6 protein-coding genes are annotated in these 4,821 nt (G+C 67.6%); 3 read left to right on the forward strand and 3 right to left on the reverse strand.

The annotated features are described in order from the left end of the window. Positions 1-246 precede the first annotated feature (246 nt). Positions 247-390, reverse strand: a complete 144-nt coding sequence (locus tag ACXJJV_RS01670) for a hypothetical protein (protein WP_456466442.1) — start codon at positions 388-390, stop codon at positions 247-249. Continuing rightward, complete coding sequence (locus tag ACXJJV_RS01675; protein WP_456466443.1) at positions 381-995, reverse strand: hypothetical protein; 615 nt, start codon at positions 993-995, stop codon at positions 381-383. Before ACXJJV_RS01675 ends, ACXJJV_RS01670 begins: the two co-directional genes overlap by 10 nt. 586 nt (positions 996-1,581) lie before the next feature. Between ACXJJV_RS01675 and ACXJJV_RS01680 the strand changes: the two genes are divergently transcribed. Genes ACXJJV_RS01680 through ACXJJV_RS01690 form a run of 3 tightly spaced genes read left to right on the forward strand, consistent with a single transcriptional unit; the run spans position 1,582 to position 4,563 of the window. Next, positions 1,582-3,834 (forward strand): hypothetical protein, encoded by a 2,253-nt coding sequence (locus ACXJJV_RS01680; RefSeq protein ID WP_456466444.1) that lies wholly within the window; start codon positions 1,582-1,584, stop codon positions 3,832-3,834. Then, positions 3,818-4,180: a hypothetical protein gene (locus tag ACXJJV_RS01685; RefSeq protein ID WP_456466445.1), complete on the forward strand. Its 363-nt coding sequence runs from the start codon at positions 3,818-3,820 to the stop codon at positions 4,178-4,180. The genes ACXJJV_RS01680 and ACXJJV_RS01685 overlap by 17 nt, the downstream gene beginning before the upstream one ends. After that, positions 4,177-4,563 carry a hypothetical protein gene (locus tag ACXJJV_RS01690; RefSeq protein ID WP_456466446.1) on the forward strand — a complete coding sequence of 129 codons (387 nt, stop codon included), beginning with the start codon at positions 4,177-4,179 and terminating at the stop codon, positions 4,561-4,563. The genes ACXJJV_RS01685 and ACXJJV_RS01690 overlap by 4 nt, the downstream gene beginning before the upstream one ends. On the opposite strand, the gene ACXJJV_RS01695 is transcribed toward ACXJJV_RS01690, so the two are convergent. Beyond that, positions 4,553-4,821: DUF1678 family protein (locus ACXJJV_RS01695; protein ID WP_456466447.1), on the reverse strand; the 269-nt coding region annotated here is incomplete at its 5' end. The two genes, ACXJJV_RS01690 and ACXJJV_RS01695, sit on opposite strands and share 11 nt — an antisense overlap.

A 4,821-nucleotide genomic window follows, 5' to 3' on the forward strand; every position in this document is an offset into this window, starting at 1 on the left:
AGGCGTGGGGTGACGTCCGTCCCACCGTCCGAGCCGGTCGACTCCGCGCCTCTCGGACGACCTTCTCACCCTCTCATCCGCCTCGCGGATGGGCACCGTCGAGGGCCGACGGGCCCGACCGTGACGGTGCCCGGTAAACCGGGCCGGGGTACGCCGCTGATCCCAGGGGTCCGATGGTGTGGGCGGCGACCCGGCCCCGACGACGTCCCGGCCGACGACCCTCGGCGCGGAACCCGGCGCGCCGCCTCAGCTCACCACCCACAGACCCCACCGTAGCGCCCAGATCCCCATGACCAGCGGGACCAGCACCGGGAGGGCCCTGACGTCGGGTCTCCTCCACAGGAGCGCGGAGGCCAGGAGGATGGACGCAATGCAGATTATTACCACCATCCCGTAGACCGCCCACGCCCGGAAGCCTCGAGCGCCGCCTGGAGGCCTCCGCCCCTGAGCACGGCCTCCGAGAACGCCGAAACGGCCTTGTCCGCCACCTCCGCCTCGATGATGGTCAGAAAGGCGGCACATGCGGTCAGTAAGGGGCCCATCAAGAGGCCCATCCTCAGCTCCCGGTAGTCCTTCTCGTCTATCAGGGACTCCAGGGAGTCCAAGGCGATGATAAGTACGATCCCGGACGCGGCGGCGGCGTACGCTAGCACGCCCTTGACGACCTTCCGGTAGTAAAGCCGTACCTTCCAGTAAAGTAGTAACAGTCGCCTACGTTCCCTCTCCGAGTAGCGCTTCCGAACTCCCTTCTTCCGAACCCTCTTCTTGATCGCCCGCTTCTTGACCGCCTGGAGGAACTTCCCCGGGGACCTCAGGACCTTACCCGCGCGGGAGAGCTTGGCTCCGGCGCCGCCCCTGCCTCCTCCACCGCCGCGACCTCCGCCTCCCCTCCCTCCCTTGGCTAGAAGGACCTCGGGGTGCTCAACGACCCGCTCGAGAACCTTCCCCGGGTCATCCGGCACGGACAACGCGGCCAGAACCAGAGCCTCCAGCAACCGCCCGGCCCCCAAAGGAGGGCCGAGGGTAAGGACCACACCGGCATGCCTTCGGAAATATAACCCTCACCATCCATCGGAAGTGATCACCGGACGTGGACGGTAGATCCTCCCGACCGCCGCCCTGGTCACCGAGAATTCGGCGCTACCGGAGAACCCTGATCCACCACCCACGGGATCCGGCCCGGACCACCGCAATCCTACGCTCCAGCTGAACCTCCATCCGGACGCTCCCGGGCTCCACCCTGACCTCCGGAGCCCGTGAACGCGTCTTTTCCGGGCAGAACGAACCTGCGAGCGGGATGATCCGCGATCGTTCGCCCTTCAACTTAGGCTGGGCCTGCTCTCGGAAGTGTCCGGGCGTGCAAGTAGCCTCGACCCTTCGAGAGACCCTCTGAGTTCGGGGGTTTAGTGTTGGGAGTAGCGCCCCAAGGAAGGGTGTAAGCCGGCGCCCCTCAGGCCGACAAGATTAGTCCGGAGTCGGGTGAGCCCGGTGACCGGACCCGCCGGACCCTAGGGAAACCCCGATCGGGGTGGAAAGGCTTACGACCCGCACTGTATCCTCGGGGAGCGGAGGTGAAGGGTGTTGAAGACTCGCAAGATCGACTCCTGGTTCCCCGTGGCGGACGTTTACCGGGAGTGCGGGCGCGAGCGTGATCTCGGGTCGCCGGTGGAGGTCCTCCCCGGGTTCAGGTCGCCGGTCGCGCTGGCCCGGGCGGTGGTCCTCCTGAGCCTCGCCCCCGAGGACGCCGAGGAGGACGCGCTGCTACCGTCGTTGCGGCCGATCGTCGGCGAGCCCTGGAGGGCGCCCATTGAGGTACCTGATGGAGACGTCCCGCGGGAGATGTGGGTCTTCGGCGACGGCTCGATCGCCCTCGAGGCGGCCCGGGCGGGGCGGGAGGTTCGGCTCGCCGTCTCCGACCCCGCGATCGCCCGGTTCCTCCGCGAGGTCTTCGGGCGGCTGCTCTCGCTGCGGGAGGAAGCGCTGGAGGAGTTGGAGGGGTTCCTACGCGAGGTGGGTGAGGTGCTGAGGGGCCGGTTCGGGGACCTCTACGGCCGCGAAGATCGCGCTTACCTCTGGATCAAGCGGGTGAGGTGCCCGGGGTGCGGGCTCCTGATTCCCCTGATGGAGCATCGATGGGTCGTGGAGGGTCGGTACGCGCTGGAGCCGGACGTGCCGGAGGACGGCGACGAGGTGGAGTTCGAGGTCGTGGAGACGGAGGAGGCCGGGCCCGGAACGGTCAGGGACGGTCGCGTGACCTGCCCGAGGTGCGGGAGGTCGCGGAGCGTGGAGGGCGTTCGGCGCGACCTCTTACTCCGGGCCGCGCGTAGGGAGGGGGAGGATCCCGTCGACGCGTACCTGGCGGTCGTGGTGAGAAAGGACGGTTCGGTCCGGCCGGCCACGGACCGCGACCTCGAGCGGTTCGAGCGGGCCCGGGAGGAGTTCCGCCGGGAGGAGCGGGAGGTGCCCCGTGGGGAGCCTCCGGATGAACTCAAACAGTGGGGGATTTGGGACGTCTCGTGGTTGTTCAACCGCAGGCAACTGCTCGCGCACGTGGAGGCCGCCGTCGCGACCTCGGAGGTGGATGGGAACCGGTACGGGATCTGGGCGGCCGCCGTACTGACCGAGCTCTCCCTGCGGAACTCCGTGGTGTCCCGCTGGGATCCGGTGGCCGCGGAACCCCGGATGGTCGCAGGTTGGTCGTGGGACCACGGCGAGTTACCCGTCCCGTCGGCGTGGAAGGAGGTCTCCGACGAGATCACCGGGGCCTGCCGCGAGTTGGTCGAGATCGCGGAGGACATCAAGGTGGAGGTGGTAAAGATCGATGAGGTGAGTGGAAGCTGGGTTACATACCCGGATCTCCCGGACGTGCTGTTCCGGGCCTGGTCGGAGATCATTGCGAACGTGTCGGGCGGGATTAGGTGGTGGAAGATCCCGGTGTCCTGTGGCGGATGGGTCCGAACGAAGGAACCGCTACCGGTCGTCGGCGGGCTCAGTTGGGACGGTCGGGTTTCCCTGATACTGCGGGGCGATCGGATCGCGGGGCGTTGGGAGGAGATCGTCGGATGGATCGTGGGGTGCGGGCTCGAGGCCGCGTCGGCGTGGCCCGTGATCGGCGAGGACGCGCTCGTGGTTCCGCTGGTCAGGCGCGAGCCGGGGCCCAAGAAGGTAGACTGGGAGGAGTTCATCGAGGAGGTGAAGGATTCCGTGCGGGACCTCCTGCGGGAGGTGCGCGACCTCCGCGGGCGCGGGTGGAGGTCGGTGAGGCTGATCCCGTACGCCGCCGTCCTGCCGCCGTGCACCGGGGTTAGCGCCGTCAGGCGGGATGGGAACTCCCTGAGCGTGCGACACCCGGAGATGCTCTCTGAGGTGCTCGCGGTGGGTTGGAGGGAGCTGGTGGAGGCCGTCTTGGAGCTCCTGGACGTGGGACTCTCGGACCCGAGGGCGCGGTTCTACGCGGTCTACAGGTCGCTGTGGGGCTACCCGGGGCCCGACGACGCACCGGGTCGGGAGATCGAGCCGCCGCTGAGGGCGCTGGAACTGGACCCGAACGACCTCCCTTACCTGGACGAGGACGGTAGGCTGAAAACCTACCGTGAGAGGCGAGATCTACGGCCCGAGGAGGACCCCGTCGACGCGTTTCACGCGGCGTTGCTGAAGGCGGTGGAGGACGGCCCGGGATCCGCCCTGGAAGCGCTGCCGGAAGAGGTTAGGGAAGAGGCCCTCGAGCTGGCCCTGGCGGTGGCCCGGGCGGCGCGTCGTCGCGGTGAGGATCACCCGGAGGCGGAGCTGGCGCGGAGGCTCGTCGGGGTGTCGGCCGGTGCCGCGGCGCGGTGAGCCGGTGGACACTGAGGGGAGGCTCCGGGAGACGATAGGCCGCTATCACGGTGTCGTCCTGGACACCAACGCGTTCGTGGCCCTCGCCAAGGCCTTCGTGGACGACATCTGCGAGACCCCGGCCGACAACGTCGTGTACGCGTTCCTCCTCGAGGTCAAACGGATGATGGGCGAGAACTTCCTCCTCCACTCCTACGAGGAGCTTCGGGGGGAGTACGCCAGGCGCCTGAAGGACCTCAGAGACTACGACGGTCGGGAGTTGTGCCACGCCTGCCCGACACTCTCGAAACTCTTGGGGCCGACGGTGAGGAGCCTCTGCTACCTGTTCAGGGTCACGAGGACGTGAGCGTACACGATGTGCTGTCACTCCCGGAGTACTCCGAACAGCTGGAGAGGTTGTACCGGGGACTGCGACGGGGGCACGCCGGGTTACCCGAGTCCCTGCAGGGATTCAGGTGCAACTTCAAGGAAGGTCGGGTCGGCGACAAACACGTGGACGTGGCGAACGTCATGGTGGCAGCCGTCAAGGGGTCCGTCCTCGTGACCTCCGATCGTGGGATCAGGGACGCCTGCTCCGAGCTGAAGCCCGGGTGTCTCTGCGTGTATTTTAACCCCGAATACGTCGACGATCCCGCCCGCGAGGAGCTCGAGTTCGAGCTGGTCCCCCGTCCGGGAGGCCTGCCGGTCGGGCTGAGGTACCGCAAGGGGATCGGGAAGTTCACCCGCTAGTCCGCGACGTCCGGTCGTACCGTGTGTGGAGGGACGCCTGATGAATCCACTCAAACTCGAGACGATCCACCTTCCTCAGGTAGCTGTAGCTCGAGTAGTGGGCGGGCCGGCCTCCCAGGGTCCTGATCGCGAAGTATTCCAATCGTTCGGGGAGTTCCTCTAACACGTTCCGGATTCGAGTCGAGTTAGCGGGCCTCGCGTCGAGGACCAGCGCGAGCCCTCGTGCGAGCGCACGTCTCGCCTTCTTGTACGGGAGGC

This window comes from Methanopyrus sp., from assembly GCF_053997775.1.